This is a genomic window from Streptomyces sp. NPDC041124, assembly GCF_055592385.1.
On the sequence record NZ_JBVIYR010000009.1, the window covers coordinates 195,930 to 215,539 of the forward strand.

Annotated in this window: 15 protein-coding genes; 12 read left to right on the forward strand and 3 right to left on the reverse strand. The window is 72.0% G+C overall.

Annotated features, from left to right (window positions below):
• Positions 1 to 12 precede the first annotated feature (12 nt).
• The gene (gene rnc / locus ACZ6A9_RS24555) at positions 13 to 831 is read left to right on the forward strand and encodes a ribonuclease III (RefSeq protein ID WP_468988986.1); all 819 of its coding nucleotides are present in this window, start codon (positions 13 to 15) and stop codon (positions 829 to 831) included.
• Positions 832 to 921: 90 nt separating this feature from the next.
• Positions 922 to 1,782, forward strand: a complete 861-nt coding sequence (mutM, locus tag ACZ6A9_RS24560) for a bifunctional DNA-formamidopyrimidine glycosylase/DNA-(apurinic or apyrimidinic site) lyase (protein ID WP_468988989.1) — start codon at positions 922 to 924, stop codon at positions 1,780 to 1,782.
• On the opposite strand, the gene ACZ6A9_RS24565 is transcribed toward mutM, so the two are convergent.
• Positions 1,755 to 2,156: a winged helix-turn-helix transcriptional regulator gene (locus ACZ6A9_RS24565; RefSeq protein ID WP_468988991.1), complete on the reverse strand. Its 402-nt coding sequence runs from the start codon at positions 2,154 to 2,156 to the stop codon at positions 1,755 to 1,757. The two genes, mutM and ACZ6A9_RS24565, sit on opposite strands and share 28 nt — an antisense overlap.
• 172 nt (positions 2,157 to 2,328) lie before the next feature.
• Here ACZ6A9_RS24565 and ACZ6A9_RS24570 point away from each other — a divergent pair, with 172 nt between their 5' ends.
• Complete coding sequence (locus ACZ6A9_RS24570) at positions 2,329 to 2,895, forward strand: SMI1/KNR4 family protein (RefSeq protein ID WP_468988994.1); 567 nt, start codon at positions 2,329 to 2,331, stop codon at positions 2,893 to 2,895.
• A gap of 152 nt (positions 2,896 to 3,047) precedes the next feature.
• On the opposite strand, the gene ACZ6A9_RS24575 is transcribed toward ACZ6A9_RS24570, so the two are convergent.
• A complete protein-coding gene (locus tag ACZ6A9_RS24575; protein WP_468988996.1) occupies positions 3,048 to 4,349 on the reverse strand; it encodes a CAP domain-containing protein in 1,302 nt (433 codons plus the stop codon).
• A 175-nt stretch (positions 4,350 to 4,524) separates the two neighbouring features.
• Here ACZ6A9_RS24575 and ACZ6A9_RS24580 point away from each other — a divergent pair, with 175 nt between their 5' ends.
• The 5 genes from ACZ6A9_RS24580 (at position 4,525) to ftsY (ending at position 12,299) form a co-directional block, all read left to right on the forward strand.
• Positions 4,525 to 4,806, forward strand: coding sequence for an acylphosphatase (locus ACZ6A9_RS24580; RefSeq protein WP_468988999.1), 282 nt, complete (start codon positions 4,525 to 4,527; stop codon positions 4,804 to 4,806).
• Positions 4,807 to 5,193: 387 nt separating this feature from the next.
• A complete protein-coding gene (locus ACZ6A9_RS24585) occupies positions 5,194 to 5,397 on the forward strand; it encodes a hypothetical protein (RefSeq protein WP_030852030.1) in 204 nt (67 codons plus the stop codon).
• Positions 5,398 to 5,667: 270 nt separating this feature from the next.
• Positions 5,668 to 9,258, forward strand: coding sequence for a chromosome segregation protein SMC (smc, locus tag ACZ6A9_RS24590; protein WP_468989001.1), 3,591 nt, complete (start codon positions 5,668 to 5,670; stop codon positions 9,256 to 9,258).
• Between the two features lie 193 nt (positions 9,259 to 9,451).
• Complete coding sequence (locus ACZ6A9_RS24595; RefSeq protein WP_468989004.1) at positions 9,452 to 10,870, forward strand: sugar porter family MFS transporter; 1,419 nt, start codon at positions 9,452 to 9,454, stop codon at positions 10,868 to 10,870.
• A gap of 226 nt (positions 10,871 to 11,096) precedes the next feature.
• Entirely contained in the window at positions 11,097 to 12,299 is a 1,203-nt protein-coding gene (gene ftsY / locus ACZ6A9_RS24600; RefSeq protein WP_468989006.1) for a signal recognition particle-docking protein FtsY, read from the forward strand.
• A gap of 98 nt (positions 12,300 to 12,397) precedes the next feature.
• On the opposite strand, the gene ACZ6A9_RS24605 is transcribed toward ftsY, so the two are convergent.
• On the reverse strand, positions 12,398 to 13,066 hold the full coding sequence (locus tag ACZ6A9_RS24605; protein ID WP_468989009.1) for a bifunctional DNA primase/polymerase: 669 nt from the start codon (positions 13,064 to 13,066) through the stop codon (positions 12,398 to 12,400).
• Positions 13,067 to 13,513: 447 nt separating this feature from the next.
• Between ACZ6A9_RS24605 and nsdA the strand changes: the two genes are divergently transcribed.
• The 4 genes from nsdA (at position 13,514) to ACZ6A9_RS24625 (ending at position 19,500) form a co-directional block, all read left to right on the forward strand.
• Entirely contained in the window at positions 13,514 to 15,010 is a 1,497-nt protein-coding gene (gene nsdA, locus ACZ6A9_RS24610) for a transcriptional repressor NsdA (RefSeq protein ID WP_468989011.1), read from the forward strand.
• Positions 15,011 to 15,356: 346 nt separating this feature from the next.
• Positions 15,357 to 16,697, forward strand: a complete 1,341-nt coding sequence (locus ACZ6A9_RS24615; protein WP_468989013.1) for an ammonium transporter — start codon at positions 15,357 to 15,359, stop codon at positions 16,695 to 16,697.
• On the forward strand, positions 16,694 to 17,032 hold the full coding sequence (locus tag ACZ6A9_RS24620; RefSeq protein ID WP_004924863.1) for a P-II family nitrogen regulator: 339 nt from the start codon (positions 16,694 to 16,696) through the stop codon (positions 17,030 to 17,032). The genes ACZ6A9_RS24615 and ACZ6A9_RS24620 overlap by 4 nt, the downstream gene beginning before the upstream one ends.
• Before the next feature lie 44 nt (positions 17,033 to 17,076).
• On the forward strand, positions 17,077 to 19,500 hold the full coding sequence (locus tag ACZ6A9_RS24625) for a [protein-PII] uridylyltransferase (protein ID WP_468989310.1): 2,424 nt from the start codon (positions 17,077 to 17,079) through the stop codon (positions 19,498 to 19,500).
• The last annotated feature ends 110 nt before the right edge of the window (positions 19,501 to 19,610 follow it).

The following is a 19,610-nucleotide window of genomic DNA, read 5'->3' on the forward strand; positions in this document are numbered from 1 at the left end:
GTGAGAGGCACTGTGTCCACGCCGAAGAAAAACTCTGCGGACAACCAGGCCTCGTCCCACACGCTTCTGGAAGGGCGGCTCGGCTATCAGCTCGAGTCCGCCCTTCTGGTGCGTGCGCTGACCCACCGTTCCTACGCGTACGAGAACGGCGGCCTGCCGACGAACGAGCGGCTGGAGTTCCTCGGGGACTCCGTGCTCGGCCTCGTCGTCACGGACACGCTGTACCGCACCCACCCCGATCTGCCCGAAGGCCAGCTGGCCAAACTGCGGGCCGCGGTGGTCAACTCGCGTGCGCTGGCGGAAGTGGGCCGCGGGCTGGAACTGGGCTCCTTCATCCGGCTCGGCCGCGGTGAAGAGGGCACGGGAGGCCGGGACAAGGCATCCATCCTCGCCGACACCCTCGAAGCGGTGATCGGCGCCGTCTATCTCGACCAGGGCCTGGACGCGGCGGCGGAGCTGGTGCACCGCCTGTTCGACCCCCTGATCGAGAAGTCATCGAACCTCGGTGCCGGCCTGGACTGGAAGACCAGTCTCCAGGAGCTCACCGCGACCGAAGGACTCGGTGTCCCCGAGTACCTGGTCACGGAGACCGGCCCGGACCACGAGAAGACCTTCACTGCTGCCGCCCGCGTCGGAGGCGTCTCGTACGGCACCGGCACCGGCCGCAGCAAGAAGGAGGCGGAGCAGCAGGCCGCCGAGTCCGCGTGGCGGTCCATCCGGGCCGCGGCGGACGAGCGCGCCAAAGCGGCGGCCGAGGCCGAGGAGGTCGTCCGGACCGCCGAAGCCGAAGCCTCCGGCACGGGCGCCGACGCCCCGTCGGCCTCCGCCTGACGAACAGTTCGTCCCGAGCGCCCGCCCCCGACCCGGGGCGGGCGCTCGGTGCTGGGCCCGCCCCGGCACACCGGTTCCTGGAGGGAGACCATGCCCGAGCTGCCCGAGGTCGAGGTGGTGCGGCGCGGACTCGAGCGGTGGGTCGCCCACCGGACCGTCGCCGACGCCCAGGTGCTGCACCCGCGGGCGGTACGCCGCCACCTCGCCGGCGCCGACGACTTCGCCGACCGGCTGGGGGGCCACCGCATCGGCGTCCCCAGCCGGCGCGGCAAGTACCTGTGGCTGCCGCTGGAGGACACCGGGCAGTCGGTGCTGGCCCACCTCGGGATGAGCGGCCAGCTCCTGGTCCAGCCGCACACGGCCCCGGACGAGAAGCACCTGCGCATCCGCGTCCGCTTCACCGACGCACTCGACACCGAACTCCGGTTCGTCGACCAGCGCACCTTCGGCGGCCTGTCGCTGCACGACAACACCCCCGACGGCCTGCCCGACGTCATCGCCCACATCGCCCGTGACCCCCTCGACCCGCTGTTCGACGACGAGGCCTTCCACCGCGCCCTGCGCCGCAAGCGGACCACCATCAAACGGGCCCTGCTCGACCAGTCCCTGATCAGCGGCGTCGGCAACATCTACGCCGACGAGGCGCTGTGGCGCGCCCGTATCCACTACGAACGCCCGACGGCCGGCTTCACCCGCCCGCGCACCCTGCTCCTCCTGGGGCACGTCCGGGACGTCATGAACGCGGCCCTCACCGCGGGCGGCACCAGCTTCGACAGCCTCTACGTCAACGTCAACGGCGAGTCCGGCTACTTCGACCGTTCCCTGGACGCCTACGGCCGCGAGGGGCTGCCCTGCCGCCGCTGCGGCACACCGATGCGCCGGCGGGCCTGGATGAACCGGTCCAGCTACTTCTGCCCGAGGTGTCAGCGGGCGCCGCGCGTCTCGTCGTAGCGCTCGCGGGCCCGCAGCACGGTGTCCATGCTGTCCTCGACGTACCGGATCAGGGACAGCAGACGCTCCGCCACCCCGCGGCCCAGCGGGGTCAGTTCGTAGTCCACGCGGGGCGGGTTGGTGGGCTGGGCCTCACGGTGCACCAGCCCGTCGCGCTCCAGCGCCTGCAACGTCTGGGACAGCATCTTCTCGCTCACGCCGTCGACCCGCCGGCGCAGCTCGTTGAACCGCAGCGAGCCCTCGTACAGCGCGCCCAGCGTCAGCCCGCCCCACCGCCCGGTCACATGCTCCAGCGTGCCGCGCGAAGGACACGCCCTGGCGAACACGTCGAAGGCGAGCTCCTGCTCCTCCGTACGCGGCTCCGTGGTCGTCATACCCACCAGGCTACGTCACCACAGCGCCCGTCGAAAGGATTGCGCTAACTATGAGTTAGCGCCTGTCCCGTGCGGCACGAGCGTGGGCGACCGCCATGACGAGATCCCGGGACCACGTGGAGCGCGCATCACCCACTGGCTCCGCCGCCGTGTTCGCCTAGCCTCGGGTCTCATGAACCTCGCTGTGCCACCGCCCCTGTCCGAGGCAGAGGTGGCCGAAGCCGAAGCCCAGCTCGGAGTGGCTTTCCCTCCCGAGTACCGCCGCTACTTGGTGCAGGTGAGCGCCGGCGGGGCCGTCTCCCAGCTCGAGAGGACGGAAAGCGGCTGGTGGTGGGCGGGTAACGACCCGTTTCGGCGCGACCTGTTGCCCGTTCCCTTCCCGCACCCCGACTCCTACGCGGAAGCCGACGAAGAGCTCGGCCGGCGCGAGCCGCTCGCTGAGGACCACCCGAACGAAGAAGCGTTCGCCGAGGCCGTGTCGGCCTGGGACACCGAGTGCGAGGAGTTCGAGGATCAGAAGACGGCCGGGTCCGTGGTGGCGCAGGAGCACGGTTGTGGCTTCGCGACGTTGCTGGTGATCACAGGGCCTCTGGCAGGCACCCTGTGGTGGGACGGACGGGCCACCTGCGATCTGATCGTCCCGCTGTCCCTCGACCACACCGGTGACGCCCGCCCCGTGAGCTTCGGCGAGTGGCTGGAGCGGGGCTCCTGGAACCTGCTGCCGCCAGGCTGGGGATGAGGCCGGGCGTCACCGCCGGTGGGGGAGGGCGTCAAGCCTCTGAGTGAAGACCCGGGCCGCCCTGACCCCGGCCTCACCCCGCGGACGTAACGCACCGGATGCCGTCGAGTGGGACCGGGGAGACGGGGTCGGGACTCTGACCCGCGGTTGTCTCAGTAGCCGAAGTTCTGCGTCCACCAAGGGCCGCCCGGGCCCAGGTGGACGCCCACGCCCAGGGTCTTGAAGTCGCAGTTGAGTATGTTCGCCTTGTGGCCGGGGCTGTCCATCCACGCCTGCATCACGGCCTCCGCGTCGGCTTGGCCCCGGGCGATGTTCTCGCCGCCGAGGCCGCTGACGCCGGCGGCCTTGGCCCTGTCCCACGGGGTGTCGCCGTCGGGGTCCGTGTGGTCGAAGAAGGCGCGCCGCGCCATGTCGTCGCTGAACGCCGTGGCCAGATCGGTCAGCGCGCCGGAGGCGGTGACGGGGCTGCAGCCGGCCTTGGCGCGCTCCACGTTGACCAGGCGGAGGACCTCGGCTCCCGCTGCGGTCTCCGCGGACGAGGGGGCCCGGGTGTTCGTCTTCTTCCCCGGCTCCGGCGTGGCCTTGCGGGTCGGTTCCTTCTCCGCCGTCTTCTCCGGGGTGGCCGTGGGCTTCCGCTCCTCCTGCGGCTTCTCCTCCTCTTCCGCAGTGCCCGTCGGTGCGGCGGGTGCGGAGGGCGTGACGGACGGCTGGGGCGAGGCGGCGCGGTCGGCGTCACGGCCGGCGGGGGTGCCCGCGTCCCGGCCGGGGGACTCCACGCTGCCGGACGTGCCGCCCTGCTCGGTGGGCAGGCTGGTCGCCACGTCCCCGGCCTGCACTTCCTCGCCGGGGGAGGCGTCGCCGCCGAGTTTGTAGTTCTCCAGCCCGGGCACCGCGCCCGTGGCCACGGCGATCGTGCCGATGGCCATCGCGGCGGAAACGCCGAGCAGGCCGGTGCGGACCGGTGCGGCGGCCTTCTTCTTGCGGCGCCGGCTCCCGCTCACGGGCCGGCCGGGCTCGTCGGCCATGACGCCGCGAGGGGAGGGAAAGGAGTCGCGGGGGGAGGCATAGGAGTCGCGGACCCCGCGGTCGACGGGGGCGGCGTAGGTGTCGCCCGCGGTGAAGGCCTCGTCCCGGAAGCCGTCACCGGCGACAGCGTGACCGGGCAGATCCTGGCCCGCGGAGAAGCTGCTGCCCGGGAAACCGCCGCGGGTGAAGTCGGCGGCGGTGGAGTACGCGCCGCCGTCGTCCGTCGCGTAGAGGTACGCCTCACTCCTCGCGTACGTCTCGGCGTAGGCCTCCGGGTTCAGGTACGGCGCCGTGCCCATCGTGGGCGGGCCGCCGGCCCGGTCGGTCAGGGAGTCCGGGCCCGCGTCGTGGAGGTCGTCGTGGTGGGTGACCCCGGTGGCGCGGCCCGTGGCGGCGCGGCCGGCGGCGGAGCGTCGGTGGCGTCCCATGTCCTGGCCCTCCTCGTCCGGCGGTCGACTCGTCTTCGCGACCAGCCCGAAACTCGATGATCACAAAACTCACACCAACGAGTGAGTTTCATATGAGATTCATGGGTGGGGACGGTACCGCATGGCGCCAGGGGGCGGAGTGCCCGGTGTGACTTTGTCCGGTTAGGTTGCAGCCATGAGCGAGGATGTGCGACTGGTCGCCTGGGTGCGGGGACGTGTCCAGGGTGTGGGTTTCCGCTGGTTCACCCGGGCCAAGGCCCTGGAGATCGGCGGCCTGAGTGGTTTTGCTCTCAATCTGGGCGACGGCAGGGTCCAGGTCGTGGCCGAGGGTTCCCGTGAAGGCTGCGAAGGGCTGCTGGAGTGGCTCCAGGCCGGCGACACGCCCGGACACGTGGACGGAGTCACCGAGATCTGGGACACACCCCGCGGCGGCTACGACGGCTTCGCCGTCCGCTGATCCGGACCGCCGGAGACGGGCCCCCGGGGCCCGGCCGGCCCCGGTGACGGACGGCCGCCGAGGGAAACGTCCTGGTGATTGCGGAGAACGGCTTGCCAGGGCGAGCGCGGACCGCCAAGATGATCGCCACGTCCCGAGGAACCGTGAGAGTCGCGACGCCGCCGCATCCCGGCCGTACGCACCCGGTTGTCCGCCCATACGGGGCGTGATCGTGTTGACCCTCAAACTTTTTGGTGAGACGCTGAAAGCCCCGCGCACCTTAGCTGTTTGGCATGGCTGAACGGCAGCACGATGAGCACGACTCCAGGCATGCCAGGCATCGCGGGTGCGAATCCCTCACGACCCACACCGCATCGGTCGGTCACTCATTGTGGAGGACCATCCATCATGGCAAAGGCGCTTCTCGGTTACGTCGGCGGCTCCGACCCGCGACTCCTCGCCGAGATGCGACGGCTCCAGCAGCGCGTCCAGGACCTGGAATCCGAGCTCGGACGGATCCAGGCGGAAAACGAGGCGCTGACGGCTGCCGCTTCTCACGACAGGATCATGGAGAGCGTTGACGCACACCAGGCGGAGCCTGCGCTCACCTGATCACTGCATCGCTCAACGAGAACAGCACCAGTAGCGGTCGGGCCTGCCCGTGACGACCGCCAAGCAGTCAGAATGGCAAGGGACGCCTCGGCGTCCCTTCTTTCTTTCCCGTCTCCGCGTCCTCACCCGGCGCCCCGCACACCCCGCGCGCGGCGCTCCTTGTCCCGCGCATCCTTTCACCCTCTTCAACGTCTGGTCTGCCCTCCGCGTTCACCCGCGAAACCGCACGTTCATGGAGTGAGACCTGCCCGGCGGGTAGAGTCCGGCGGCGTGCACCTGAAGGCCCTGACCCTCCGCGGCTTCAAGTCGTTCGCCTCCGCGACCACGCTCCGGTTCGAGCCGGGCATCACCTGCGTCGTCGGGCCGAACGGCTCGGGCAAGTCCAACGTCGTGGACGCGCTCAGCTGGGTCATGGGCGAGCAGGGCGCCAAGTCGCTGCGCGGCGGCAAGATGGAGGACGTCATCTTCGCCGGCACCACCGGCCGCCCGCCTCTGGGCCGTGCCGAGGTGTCGCTGACCATCGACAACTCCGACGGCGCCCTCCCCATCGAGTACGCCGAGGTCACCATCACGCGGATCATGTTCCGCAACGGCGGCAGCGAGTACCAGATCAACGGCGACACCTGCCGGCTCCTCGACATCCAGGAACTGCTCTCCGACTCCGGCATCGGCCGTGAGATGCACGTCATCGTCGGCCAGGGCCGGCTCGACTCCGTCCTGCACGCCGACCCGATGGGCCGCCGCGCCTTCATCGAGGAGGCGGCCGGCGTCCTCAAGCACCGCAAGCGCAAGGAGAAGGCGCTGCGGAAGCTGGACGCGATGCAGGCCAATCTCGCACGCGTGCAGGACCTGACCGACGAGCTCCGCCGCCAGCTCAAGCCCCTGGGCCGTCAGGCCGCCGTCGCACGGCGCGCCGCCGTCATCCAGGCCGACCTGCGCGACGCGCGGCTGCGCCTGCTCGCCGACGACCTCGTGACGCTGCGCGAGGCGCTGCGGGCGGAGATCGCCGACGAGGCCGCCCTCAAGCAACGCAAGGAGGCGGCCGAGACCGAGCTGCGCAAGGCCCTGCAGCGCGAGGCCCTCCTGGAGGACGAGGTGCGCCGGCTCAGCCCGCGCCTGCAGAACGCCCAGCAGACCTGGTACGAGCTCTCCCAGCTCGCCGAGCGGGTACGCGGCACGATCTCGCTGGCCGACGCGCGCGTGAAGAGCGCGACCTCCGCACCGGTCGAGGAGCGGCGCGGACGCGACCCCGAGGACATGGAGCGCGAGGCGGCCCGCATCCGCGAGCAGGAGGCCGAACTGGAGGCAGCCCTGGAGGCGGCCGAACGCGCACTCGAGGACACGGTCGCCCACCGCGCCGAACTGGAACGCGAACTCGCCCAGGAGGAGAGGCGCCTGAAGGACGCCGCGCGGGCCATCGCCGACCGGCGTGAAGGCCTCGCCCGGCTCAGGGGACAGGTGGGCGCGGCCCGTTCGCGGGCCGGCGCGGCCCAGGCCGAGATCGAGCGGCTGGCCGCAGCGCGGGACGAGGCCCAGCAGCGGGCCGTCGCCGCGCAGGAGGAGTACGAGGCGCTCCGGGCCGAGGTCGACGGCCTCGACGCGGGCGACGCGGAACTCGCCGAACGGCACGAGGACGCCAGACGCGGCCTCGCCGAGGCGGAGAGCGCCCTCACCGCCGCCCGCGAGGCCCTCACCGCGGCGGAACGCAAGCGCGCCGCGACCCAGGCCCGCCACGAGGCACTCGCCCTCGGCCTGCGCCGCAAGGACGGCACCGGCGCCCTGCTGGACGCCCGGGACCGCCTCACGGGACTGCTGGGCCCCGCGGCGGAACGACTCACGGTGACACCCGGCCACGAGGTCCCCCTCGCGGCGGCCTTCGGCGCGGCGGCGGACGCCCTCGCGGTGACCTCACCGTCCGCCGCGGCCGACGCCATCCGCCTCCTGCGCAAACAGGACGCCGGCCGGGCGGCCCTGCTGGTCTCGGCACCCGGCACCGACGAGCGGACCATGTCCCCACAGGACACGGAGAACCACGCGCCCGGCCACGACGAACCCACCACCGCTCAACCGGCCGAGCGGCTCGTCGACGGACCCGCCGACCTCATGCCGGCCGTCCGGCGGCTCCTGAAGGGCGTCGTCGTCGTGGCGACCCTCGAGGACGCCGAGGAACTCGTCCATGCCCGCCCCGACCTCACCGCCGTCACCGCCGAGGGCGACCTCCTCGGCGCCCACTTCGCCCACGGCGGTTCCGCGGGCGCCCCCAGCCTGCTGGAGGTGCAGGCCTCCGTCGACGAGGCCGCCGCCGAGCTGGAGGAGCTGGCCGTGCGGTGCGAGGAGCTGGCCGAGGCGCAGGAAGCGGCGGCCGGGCGGCGCCGGGACCGCTCGGCCCTCGTCGAGGAGCTCGGCGAGCGGCGCCGGGCCGCCGACCGGGAGAAGTCCTCCGTCGCCCAGCAGCTCGGCCGGCTCGCCGGACAGGCGCGCGGCGCCGCCGGTGAGGCCGAACGCGCCGGTGCCGCCGCCGCCCGGGCCCAGGAGGCCCTCGACAAGGCTCTCGCCGACGTCGAGGAACTCGCCGAACGGCTCGAGGTCGCCGAGGAGCTGCCGTACGAGGAGGAACCCGACACCTCCGTACGCGACCGGCTCGCCGCCGACGGCGCCAACGCCCGCCAGACCGAGATGGAGGCCCGCCTCCAGGCCCGTACGCACGAGGAGCGGGTCAAGGGGCTGGCCGGGCGGGCCGACTCCCTGGACCGTGCCGCCCGCGCGGAGCGCGACGCACGCGCGCGTGCCGCACAGCGCCGGGCCCGGCTGCGCCACGAGGAGGCCGTCGCCGGCGCCGTCGCCTCGGGCGCCCGCCAGCTCCTCGCCCACGTCGAGGTGTCCCTCGCCCGCGCCGAGGGCGAGCGCACCGCCGCCGAGGCGGCGAAGGCCCGCCGCGAGGAGGAACTGGCCCGCGCCCGCACCCAGGGGCGCGATCTCAAGGCGGAACTCGACAAGTTGACGGATTCAGTTCACCGCGGCGAGGTACTAGGAGCCGAGAAGCGGCTGCGCATGGAGCAGTTGGAGACCAAGGCGCTGGAGGAACTGGGTGTCGAGCCGGCGGGGCTGGTGGCGGAGTACGGCCCGGACCAGCTCGTGCCGCCCTCGCCCCCCGCCGAGGGCGAGCAGCTGCCGGAGGACCCGGAGCACCCGCGCAACAGGCCCCGCCCCTTCGTGCGGGCCGAGCAGGAGAAGCGACTGAAAGCCGCCGAGCGCGCCTACCAGCAGCTCGGCAAGGTCAACCCGCTCGCCCTGGAGGAGTTCGCGGCGCTGGAGGAACGCCACCAGTTCCTCAGCGAGCAGCTGGAGGACCTGAAGAAGACCCGCGCGGATCTGCTCCAGGTCGTCAAGGAGGTCGACGAGCGGGTCGAGCAGGTCTTCACCGAGGCCTACCGGGACACCGCACGGGAGTTCGAGGGCGTCTTCTCCCGTCTGTTCCCCGGCGGCGAGGGCCGTCTGCTGCTGACCGACCCCGACAACATGCTCACCACGGGCGTGGACGTCGAGGCGCGTCCGCCGGGCAAGAAGGTCAAGCGGCTGTCACTGCTCTCGGGCGGTGAGCGGTCACTGACCGCCGTGGCGATGCTCGTGTCGATCTTCAAGGCGCGGCCCAGCCCGTTCTACGTCATGGACGAGGTCGAGGCCGCCCTCGACGACACCAACCTCCAGCGGCTGATCCGGATCATGCAGGAGCTGCAGGAGGCCTCGCAGCTGATCGTGATCACGCACCAGAAGCGCACCATGGAGGTCGCCGACGCGCTCTACGGCGTCTCCATGCAGGGCGACGGCGTGTCGAAGGTCATCAGCCAGCGTCTGCGCTAGAGCGTCACCAAGTCTTCAATTTCTGAACACCCATCACCTCAGCACGTCTTAAAACTCACAGCAGACCGCCTATTGACTTCAAGAAGTGAAGACATAGTCTCTGCCATGTCGTTTTTACCTTCAGGTACCTTCCGCTGGACCTCGAAGGGCTGACCCCCATCCGGCGACGTTGCCGGTGGCCCGAGGAGTACACGTGACCAGCACATCGCAGGCACAGCAGTCAGGAGCCAGGACGGCTCACCCCGAACATCTCGGGCACGTCATCTTCATCGCGGCCGCGGCCGCCATGGGCGGCTTCCTCTTCGGCTACGACAGCTCCGTGATCAACGGCGCCGTCGAGGCCATCCGCGACCGCTACGACATCGGCTCCGCCGCACTCGCGCAGGTCATCGCCGTCGCCCTGATCGGCTGCGCCATCGGCGCCGCGACCGCCGGCCGCATAGCCGACCGCATCGGCCGCATCCGGTGCATGCAGATCGCCGCGGTGCTCTTCACCGTCAGCGCCATCGGCTCCGCGCTGCCCTTCTCCCTGTACGACCTCGCCTTCTGGCGCGTCGTCGGCGGCTTCGCCATCGGCATGGCCTCCGTCATCGGCCCGGCCTACATCGCCGAGGTCGCCCCGCCCGCCTACCGCGGCCGGCTCGGCTCCTTCCAGCAGGCCGCGATCGTCATCGGCATCGCCGTGTCCCAGCTGGTCAACTGGGGCATCCTGAACGCCGCCGACGGCGACCAGCGCGGTGAGCTGATGGGCCTGGAGGCCTGGCAGGTCATGCTCGGCGTCATGGTGATCCCCGCCGTCCTCTACGGCCTGCTCTCCTTCGCCATCCCCGAGTCCCCGCGCTACCTGATCTCCGTCGGCAAGCACGAGCGCGCCCGGCAGATCCTCGAGGAGGTCGAGGGCAAGGACATCGACCTGGACGCCCGCGTCACCGAGATCGAGTCGGCGATGCAGCGCGACGAGAAGTCCAGCTTCAAGGACCTGCTCGGCGGCAGCTTCTTCTTCAAGCCGATCGTCTGGATCGGCATCGGCCTGTCCGTCTTCCAGCAGTTCGTCGGCATCAACGTCGCCTTCTACTACTCGGCCACGCTGTGGCAGTCGGTCGGCGTCGACCCCACGGCCTCGTTCTTCTACTCCTTCACGACGTCGATCATCAACATCGTCGGCACCGTCATCGCGATGATCTTCGTCGACCGCATCGGCCGCAGGCCCCTCGCCATCATCGGCTCCGTCGGCATGGTGATCGGCCTCGCCCTGGAGGCCTGGGCCTTCTCCTACGACCTCGTCGACGGACAGCTGCCCGCCACCCAGGGCTGGGTCGCCCTGGTCGCCGCGCACGTCTTCGTCCTCTTCTTCGCCCTGTCGTGGGGCGTGGTCGTCTGGGTCATGCTCGGCGAGATGTTCCCCAACCGCATCCGCGCCGCCGCGCTCGGTGTCGCGGCCGCCGCGCAGTGGATCGCCAACTGGGCCATCACCGCGAGCTTCCCCTCGCTGGCCGACTGGAACCTCTCCGTCACCTACGTGATCTACACGGTCTTCGCCGCGCTCTCCATCCCCTTCGTGCTGAAGTTCGTGAAGGAGACCAAGGGCAAGGCGCTGGAGGAGATGGGCTGACGGCCCCGCCAGGACCGGGGAGAAGGGCTCGAGTCCCCGCCGCCCCTCTCCCCGCACCACCCCGCCCACCGCCCCGGTCCGGCACCCTGCGGACCGGGGCGGCGGTCTGCCCGCGCCCCGCCGGCCGGGCCGCGGCGGCGCCGCACCCGCGCCGCGCGGCACGTGCGGTCCGGCACGCGTCGGCATCGGCACGACCGGGGTACCCATGGCCGATACTGGACGCGTTATGGACATCGTCATCCTTGCTGTAGTCATCGCCGTGGTCGTGCTCGGCGCGCTCGGCGGGCTCATCGTCGGCAGTCGGCGCAAGAAGCCGCTGCCCCCGCCGCCGCCCGCCGCGCCCGACATCACCGCCCCTCCGGCCGAGCCGCACGTCGGCGAAGAGGCCGAGACGCCGCGGGAGGGACCGCGGCGCACCATCGAGGAGGTTGATCTTCCGGCGGGCGCCGGTCCCGTCGTCATCGAGGAACCGCCCGCCGCCGAGGCTCCCGAGATCGAGATCCCGGAGCCCACCGCCGGCCGTCTGGTCCGGCTGCGCGCCCGTCTCTCCCGTTCGCAGAACGCCCTCGGCCAGGGCCTGCTCACCCTGCTGTCCCGCGAGCACCTGGACGAGGACACCTGGGAGGAGGTCGAGGACACCCTGCTCACCGCCGACGTCGGTGTGCAGCCCACCCAGGAGCTGGTCGACCGGCTCCGCGAGCGGGTGAAGGTGCTCGGCACCCGTACCCCCGGGGAACTGCGTGGACTGCTCCGCGAGGAGCTGATCACGCTGGTCGGTCCCACGATGGACCGCACCGTGCACACCGAGAACGCGGCCGGCGGCCCCGGCGTCGTGATGGTCGTCGGCGTCAACGGCACCGGCAAGACCACCACCACCGGCAAGCTCGCCCGCGTCCTGGTCGCCGACGGCAACACCGTCGTGCTCGGTGCAGCCGACACCTTCCGTGCCGCCGCCGCCGACCAGCTCCAGACCTGGGGCGAGCGGGTCGGCGCCCACACCGTGCGCGGGCCGGAGGGCGGTGACCCCGCCTCCGTCGCGTTCGACGCGGTCAAGGAGGGCAAGGAGATGGCCGCCGACGCGGTGCTGATCGACACCGCCGGCCGGCTGCACACCAAGACCGGCCTCATGGACGAGCTCGGCAAGGTCAAGCGGGTCGTGGAGAAGCAGGCCCCGCTGGACGAGGTGCTGCTCGTCCTCGACGCCACCACCGGGCAGAACGGTCTGGTCCAGGCCCGGGTCTTCGCCGAGGTCGTCGACATCACGGGCATCGTGCTCACCAAGCTCGACGGCACGGCCAAGGGCGGCATCGTGATCGCCGTCCAGCGCGAGCTGGGCGTGCCGGTCAAGCTGATCGGCCTCGGCGAGGGCGCGGACGACCTCGCACCCTTCGAGCCCGAGGCCTTCGTGGACGCCCTCATCGGGGAGTGACACCCCAGGAGGACCGGCAGCCGGCGGAGCCGGCACACGCGAGGAAGCGCCCGCCCCGAACCGATCGGGGGCGGGCGCTTCGCCGTGTCAGATGTGACCTACAGACCCGATCGGTGGGACACGTACGCCAGCGTGCCCAGCAGCAGACGCGCCTCCGGCGGCCGGGAGGCCGAGTCCAGGGCGGGGGAGCGCAGCCAGCGCACCGGGCCGAGGCCACCCCGGTCGGAGGGCGGGGCCGTGATGTGCGTACCGGCGCCGAGGCCGCGCAGGTCCAGGGCGGCCGGGTCGTCCCAGCCCATGCGGTAGAGCAGCTCGGGCAGTGCGGCGGCGGCGCCGGGGGCCACGAAGAACTGGGCGCGGTCGTCCGGGGTGGCGGCGACCGGGCCGACCGGCAGGCCCATGCGCTCCAGCCGGGCCAGCGCGTGGCGCCCGACGGGCCCGGCCACCTCGATCACGTCGAACGCCCGCCCCACGGGCAGCATCAGCGAGGCTCCGGGAAACTCCGACCAGAGGGCCGTCACCTCGTCCAGCGGAGCTCCGGCGCGGATCACGGGCGCGTGACCGAGCGGGTGCGCGCCCGGTGCCCGGCAGCCGGCCCGTCCGCAGGAGCACGCGCCCGCGGCGGCGGCCCGGACGCCCGGCACCACGTCCCAGCCCCACAGCCCCGTGTACTCCGCCACGACGGTGCCGTCCGACGAGCGGCTCCGGCGACGGGAGCCGGACCGGATGTCGCGAATGCCCCGGCCGATACCGATCGTGAAGCCCATGCCCCCTCCAACGGGTCCGACGTATGACGGTTACGCAGCGGACGCACACCGTGACTCTCCGTTTCCGACTTCCCGCGCGCCGCGCCGGCCAAGCGGCGCCTCGGGGTGTCGAGGGTGGTGCGTCGGGTGCTGCGCGCCCCCGCGAGCTCCGCTGCACTCACTCGTGGCTGTCCCGTGTCAAGTGAATCGTGCGCCGGCGACGGTGAGTTCATTCGAAGGGGTGGCGAATGGTGGCGATTGCGGTTCCGCCATGGTGAGACGGGTGATCGTAGGGTTACGTTGTGTGCACGGCTTCTTGGGGCACATGCACTCGCGGGTATGCCGGAGGCAACTCGGCTTCCCGTTCGAGGGGTGACAAACCGCCGGACGGGCGGCCCCAGTGACCGGCATTCTGATAGGGCTTGGCGCATTCGGCGACAAGTGGTCTTCAGGGATGGGGGCGTTCCAGTGAGCGGCAATGGCGGTGGCGGGACGAGCGCGGCGAGTCCGGAGAAACGCGCGAACGAGCTTCTCGCCTCGTGGTTCGTCCGCAGCGGCTGGTCCAAGGGCGAGCTGGCCCGCCAAGTCAACCGCAGGGCACGCCAGTTGGGCGCCAACCACATCTCCACCGACACCTCGCGGGTGCGCCGCTGGCTCGACGGCGAGAACCCGCGGGAGCCGATCCCCAGAATCCTGTCCGAACTGTTCTCCGAACGCTTCGGTGTCGTCGTCTCCGTCGAGGACCTGGGCCTGCGCACCACCCGCCCCGCGCCCTCGGCGACCGGCGTCGACCTGCCCTGGACGGGCCCGCAGACCGTGGCCCTGCTCAGCGAGTTCTCGCGCAGCGACCTGATGCTGGCGCGGCGCGGCTTCCTCGGGAGCTCGCTCGCCGTCTCCGCGGGCCCGTCCCTCATCGAGCCCATGCAGCGCTGGCTCGTCCCCAACCAGCCCACTCCGCTGCCCCGGACCGAGCCCGACCAGACCCCCTCCGCCGCCCGTGCCCGCGGCCGGCTCTCCAAGCCGGAGCTGGACCTGCTGGAGACCACCACCGTGATGTTCCGGCAGTGGGACGCCCAGTGCGGCGGCGGCCTGCGCCGCAAGGCGGTCGTGGGACAGCTGCACGAGGTCACCGACCTGCTCCAGGAGCCCCAGCCCGAGGCCGCCAACCGACGCCTGTTCAAGGTCGCCGCCGAACTCGCCGAACTGGCCGGCTGGATGTCGTACGACGTCGGGCTCCAGCCCACCGCGCAGAAGTACTTCGTCCTCGCCCTGCACGCGGCCAAGGAGGCAGGCGACCGGCCGCTCGGCTCCTACGTGCTGTCCAGCATGAGCCGTCAGATGATCCACCTCGGCCGCCCCGAGGACGCCCTGGAACTGATCCACCTCGCCCAGTACGGCAGTCGCGACTGCGCCAGTCCCCGCACCCAGTCGATGCTGTATGCGATGGAGGCCCGCGCCTACGCCAACATGGGCCAGCCCGGCCGCTGCAAGCGGGCCGTGCGGATGGCCGAGGACACCTTCGCCGAGGCCGACGAGTGGGACGAGCCCGACCCGGACTGGATCCGCTTCTTCTCCGAGGCGGAGCTCTACGCCGAGAACGCCCACTCCTACCGCGACCTGGCCTACGTCGCCGGCCGCAGCCCCACCTACGCCTCGCTCGCCGAACCGCTGATGAAGCGCGCCGTGGAACTCTTCGGCCAGGAGGGCGGCGAACACCAGCGCTCCTACGCCCTCAACCTGATCGGCATGGCCACGGTCCACCTGCTCCAGCGCGAGCCCGAGCAGAGCGCGATTCTCGCCACCGAGGCCATCAAGGCGGCCAAGAAGGTCCGCTCCGAGCGCGTCAACACTCGTATCCGAAAGACCGTCGACACCGCCGTACGCGACTTCGGGGACCTCGCCGACGTCGTCGAACTCACCGAGCGGCTCGCGATCGAGCTGCCCGAGAACGCCGAGGCGGTCTGACACCCGAGGAAACACCGACCCCGGCCGCGGCCGGCCCTCCCGAACTGCCCGACTCGGCTCCCCCATGCCAGTCATTTCGGAGGCCGGCCGCGGTCGGCATTTCCCTCTCCCCGGCCACGGCTCACCGCCGGACACCGAAGGTTGCGCCACGATAACGATCAGCGCTGCCCGGATCCGGCAGTTCATCGACCCGTAACACGTCGGGTGCCTTCGTCACGGCGGCGAAACAGCGAGGGGCGTCCACCGAAACGGTGCTGCGCGAATCTCATGGCGCATAACCGGCCCACCCCTCAATCCGCTCAAGGCTTCGCCCGCACGGGGCCGTACCAACGACGAGGAGACGCCGATGGCACCAGCCATCACCCTGGCCGCAGACGCGCCCACGCTGTCCGCCGCCAACACAGGGTTCATGCTCATCTGTTCCGCCCTGGTGATGCTCATGACTCCCGGCCTGGCCTTCTTCTACGGAGGCATGGTCCGCGTCAAGAGCACCCTCAACATGCTGATGATGAGCTTCATCAGCCTCGGCATCGTCAGCGTCCTGTGGGTGCTGTACGGCTTCTCCATGGCGTTCGGCACCGACTCCGGGCACCTCATCGGATGGAACTCCGACTGGGTCGGCCTGAGCGACATCGGCCTGACCGAACTCTGGGACGGCTACACCATCCCGGTCTTCGTCTTCCTGGTCTTCCAGCTGATGTTCGCCGTCCTCACGCCCGCGCTGATCAGCGGCGCCCTCGCGGACCGCGTGAAGTTCACGGCCTGGGCCCTGTTCGTCGCCCTGTGGGTCACCGTCGTGTACTTCCCGGTCGCCCACTGGGTCTGGGGCTCCGGCGGCTGGGCCTTCGAGCTCGGCGTGATCGACTTCGCCGGCGGCACGGCCGTGCACATCAACGCCGGTGCCGCGGCGCTCGGCGTGATCCTCGTCATCGGCAAGCGCATCGGCTTCAAGAAGGACCCGATGCGCCCGCACAGCCTCCCGCTGGTCATGCTCGGCGCGGCCCTGCTGTGGTTCGGCTGGTTCGGCTTCAACGCCGGCTCCTGGCTCGGCAACGACGACGGCGTCGGCGCGCTGATGTTCGTCAACACCCAGGTCGCCACCGGCGCCGCGGTCCTCGGCTGGCTCGCCTACGAGAAGATCCGGCACGGCGCGTTCACCACGCTGGGCGCCGCCTCCGGCGCGGTCTCCGGTCTGGTTGCCATCACCCCGGCGGGCGGCGCCGTCTCCCCGCTCGGCGCGATCGCGATCGGCGTGATCGCCGGCGTGCTGTGCGCCATGGCCGTCGGACTGAAGTACAAGTTCGGCTACGACGACTCCCTCGACGTGGTCGGCGTCCACCTCGTCGGCGGCATCCTCGGCTCCCTCCTCGTCGGCTTCTTCGCCACCGGCCAGGGCCAGTCCGACGTCGCGGGCCTCTTCTACGGCGGCGGCCTGGACCAGTTCTGGAAGCAGTGCGCCGGTGTCGCCGGTGTCCTCGCCTACTCCCTGGCCGTCTCCGCGCTCCTCGCCCTCCTCCTCGACAAGACCATCGGCATGCGAGTCTCCGAGGACGACGAGGTGGCCGGCATCGACCAGGCCGAGCACGCCGAGACCGCATACGACTTCAGCGGCGCCGGCGGCGGCGCGGCCCGCACCGCCGCCCCCGCCCCCGCCGCCCCGGCCGAGAGCAAGAAGGTGGACGCATGAAGCTCATCACCGCCGTCGTCAAGCCGCACCGGCTCGACGAGATCAAGGAGGCCCTGCAGGCCTTCGGCGTACACGGTCTGACCGTCACCGAGGCCAGCGGCTACGGCCGCCAGCGCGGCCACACCGAGGTCTACCGCGGTGCCGAGTACACCGTCGACCTGGTGCCCAAGATCCGCATCGAGGTGCTGGTCGAGGACGACGACGCCGAACAGCTGATCGACGTCGTGGTCAAGGCCGCCCGCACCGGCAAGATCGGTGACGGCAAGGTCTGGTCGGTCCCGGTCGAGACGGCCGTACGGGTACGCACCGGTGAGCGCGGGCCGGACGCGCTCTGACAACGCACGAGCGGAACAGGAGTCGCCGGGTGACGGGTAAGGACATGCTCAACGAGGCGGACGACTCGGGACCCAGCGGCTACGCGGCGGCCCGGCTGCGCCTCCTCACCGAGGAGGCGCGGTCCGGGCCGCCGCGCCGTGCCGCCCTCGCGGACCTCACGGACACCTGGCTCGGCGGGCTCTTCGCCGCGGGCAACGGGGCCCCGCGCGGTGTGTCCCTCATCGCCGTGGGCGGGTACGGGCGCGCGGAACTCTCCCCACGCAGCGACCTCGACCTGCTCCTGCTGCACGACGGCGGCGCCCCGGAAGCGGTCGCCGCGCTCGCCGACCGCCTCTGGTACCCCGTATGGGACCTGGGCCTCGACCTCGACCACTCCGTCCGCACCCCCGCCGAGGCCCGCAGGACCGCGGCCGAGGACCTCAAGGTGCAGCTCGGACTGCTGGACGCCCGGCACATCGCCGGTGACCTCGGCCTCACCACGGCCCTGCGCACCTCCGTACTCGCCGACTGGCGCAACCAGGCACCGAAACGCCTGCCCGCCCTGCGGGAGATGGGCGAGGAACGCGCCGAACGCATGGGCGAACTGCAATACCTCCTCGAACCCGACCTCAAGGAGGCCCGCGGCGGACTCCGTGACGTCACCGCCCTGCGCGCGGTGGCCGCCTCCTGGCTCGCCGACGCCCCGCGCGAGGGCCTCGCGGAAGCCCGCCGCCGGCTCCTCGACGTACGGGACGCCCTGCACCTGACCACCGGCCGCGCCACCGACCGCCTCGCCCTCCAGGAGCAGGACCAGGTCGCGGCCGAACTCGGCATGCTCGACGCGGACGCGCTGCTGCGGCAGGTCTACGAGGCCGCGCGGGTCATCGCCTACGCCACCGACGTCACCTGGCGAGAAGTGGGACGCGTGCTGCGCTCGCGCTCGGTACGGCCACGGCTGCGCGCCATGCTGGGCGGGAAACCGGCAACCGACCGCTCCCCGCTCGCCGAGGGCGTCGTGGAACAGGACGGCGAGGTGGTCCTCGCCCGCACCGCGCGCCCCGAACGCGACCCCGTGCTCCCCCTGCGCGCGGCGGCCGCCGCCGCCCAGGCCGGACTGCCGCTCTCCCTGCACGCCGTACGGCGCATGGCCACCGGCGCCCGCCCCCTGCCCACGCCCTGGCCGGCGGAGGCACGGGAACAACTGGTGACCCTGCTCGGCTCCGGCCGGCCCACCGTGCAGGTCTGGGAGGCGCTGGAGGCGGAGGGCCTGGTCACCAGGATGCTCCCGGACTGGGAGCGGGTCCGCTGCCGGCCCCAGCGCAACGCCGTCCACCTGTGGACCGTGGACCGGCACCTCATCGAGACGGCCGTACGCGCCTCCGAGTTCACCCGGCGCGTGCACCGGCCCGACCTGCTGCTGGTCGCGGCGCTGCTGCACGACATCGGCAAGGGCTGGCCCGGCGACCACTCGGTGGCCGGCGAGGTCATCGCCGAGGACGTGGCCGCCCGCATCGGCTTCGACCACCACGACGTCACCGTGATCGCCACCCTCGTACGCCACCACCTCCTGCTCGTCGAGACGGCCACCCGGCGCGACCTGGACGACCCGGCCACCGTGCGGGCGGTCGCCGGGGCCGTCGGCACCACGGGCACCCTCGAACTGCTGCACGCCCTCACCGAGGCGGACGCCCTCGCCACCGGGCCGGCCGCGTGGTCGTCCTGGCGCGCCTCGCTCGTCACCGACCTGGTCAAGCGGGTCTCCGCCGTGCTCTCCGGCGACGTACCGGACGACCCCGCGGCAGCCGCGCCCACCGCCGAACACGAGCGTCTCGCGCTCGAGGCGGTCGCCACGGGCGCGCCCGTACTGTCCCTGCGGGCCCAGACCGAGCCGCCCGCCGAACCCTCCGGAGACCCCGAACCGCTGGGCGTGGAGCTGCTCATCGCCGTACCCGACCAGGCGGGCGTGCTCCCCGCGGTGGCCGGTGTGCTCGCCCTGCACCGGCTGACCGTGCGGACCGCCGAGCTGCGGGCGCTGGACCTCCCCGCGGGCGTCGACGGCTCCGTCCTGCTGCTGGACTGGCGGGTCGCCGCCGAGTACGGCTCCCTGCCCCAGGCCGCCCGGCTCCGCGCCGACCTCGTACGCGCCCTGGACGGCACCCTCGACGTCGCCGCCCGCCTCGCCGAGCGGGACGCCGCCTATCCCCGGCGCCGGGGTGTGGTCGCGCCCCCGCCGCGCGTGACGGTCGCCCCGGCCGCCTCCCGGCACGCCACGGTCATCGAGGTCCGCGCGCAGGACGCCCCCGGCCTGCTGTTCCGCATCGGGCGGGCACTGGAGGACGCGGGGGTGCGGGTGCGGAGCGCGCACGCGAGCACGCTGGGGGCGAACGCGGTCGACGCCTTCTACGTGACCCTGCCGGACGGCTCGCCTCTGCCCGGCGAGGAGGCGGCGTCGATGGCCCGGAAGCTGGAGGAGACGTTGCGGTCGTGACCTTTTGGCCAGGTCATGCGTTCACCTGATGTGCTCCCCGCCGACGCGGGGGTGGTCCGATGGGCAGCATCTGCAAGCTGCTAGGCATTCTCTGCTCCCCGCCGACGCGG

Bases quoted from the DNA above. Each gene is read 5' to 3' on its own strand.
- mutM (WP_468988989.1), top strand. From the start codon at position 922: ATGCCCGAGCTGCCCGAGGTCGAGGTGGTGCGGCGCGGACTCGAGCGG.
- ACZ6A9_RS24565 (WP_468988991.1), bottom strand. From the start codon at position 2,156: ATGACGACCACGGAGCCGCGTACGGAGGAGCAGGAGCTCGCCTTCGAC.
- ACZ6A9_RS24570 (WP_468988994.1), top strand. From the start codon at position 2,329: ATGAACCTCGCTGTGCCACCGCCCCTGTCCGAGGCAGAGGTGGCCGAA.
- ACZ6A9_RS24575 (WP_468988996.1), bottom strand. From the start codon at position 4,349: ATGGGACGCCACCGACGCTCCGCCGCCGGCCGCGCCGCCACGGGCCGC.
- ACZ6A9_RS24580 (WP_468988999.1), top strand. From the start codon at position 4,525: ATGAGCGAGGATGTGCGACTGGTCGCCTGGGTGCGGGGACGTGTCCAG.
- ACZ6A9_RS24585 (WP_030852030.1), top strand. From the start codon at position 5,194: ATGGCAAAGGCGCTTCTCGGTTACGTCGGCGGCTCCGACCCGCGACTC.
- ftsY (WP_468989006.1), top strand. From the start codon at position 11,097: ATGGACATCGTCATCCTTGCTGTAGTCATCGCCGTGGTCGTGCTCGGC.
- ACZ6A9_RS24605 (WP_468989009.1), bottom strand. From the start codon at position 13,066: ATGGGCTTCACGATCGGTATCGGCCGGGGCATTCGCGACATCCGGTCC.
- ACZ6A9_RS24615 (WP_468989013.1), top strand. From the start codon at position 15,357: ATGGCACCAGCCATCACCCTGGCCGCAGACGCGCCCACGCTGTCCGCC.
- ACZ6A9_RS24620 (WP_004924863.1), top strand. From the start codon at position 16,694: ATGAAGCTCATCACCGCCGTCGTCAAGCCGCACCGGCTCGACGAGATC.
- ACZ6A9_RS24625 (WP_468989310.1), top strand. From the start codon at position 17,077: ATGCTCAACGAGGCGGACGACTCGGGACCCAGCGGCTACGCGGCGGCC.